The 560-nt window shown below is 43.6% G+C and carries 1 protein-coding gene; it reads left to right on the plus strand.

From position 1 onward, the window contains the following. Positions 1-560, plus strand: a 560-nt coding sequence (locus R7Z50_RS29965) for a porin (RefSeq protein ID WP_318150079.1), incomplete at both ends; no start/stop codon positions are given.

Here is a 560-nt window from a genome sequence, read left to right on the forward strand (position 1 = left end):
CAAGTCGATGCTGAACACAAACTAAACCAAGACGTTAAGGTATTCGGTTCATTTGAACTAGAAAACGGTGAATTCTTCGATAAAGATAACAGCTCTGATCACGCTCGTGTACGTACAGACGATCTTTACTTCGGTGCTTACTTCGGTGACAACTGGGGTGTGGCTTTCGGTGAAGTTGGTGATTTCGGTGACTCTCTAGACGCAATCACTATCGACAACACTAACGAAGGTCTTGGTTACGTTGATGATTTCGTAAAATCAAAAGAAAGTGCAGGTCACGCTGTTTCAGTTAAAGGTAGCTTCGACAAGCTAACAGTTATCGCTGATGCATACCTAGATCAAGACGAGAAAATCGACACTGCATTCGGTCTATCTGCGCAATACGCAATCAACGATATGTTCACAGTTGGTGCTTCTTACCAAGATCAAGAAAACCGTAACCTTGCTGGTGATGACTACCAAGTAATGGGCGCAGCTGTTCGTTTCAACATGGACAACTTCTCTGCTGCAGTTAACTACGTTGCTGAAGAGCTAAACAAAGCTGACCAAGATACATGGTC

This window comes from Vibrio sp. 1249-1 (genome assembly GCF_033340495.1).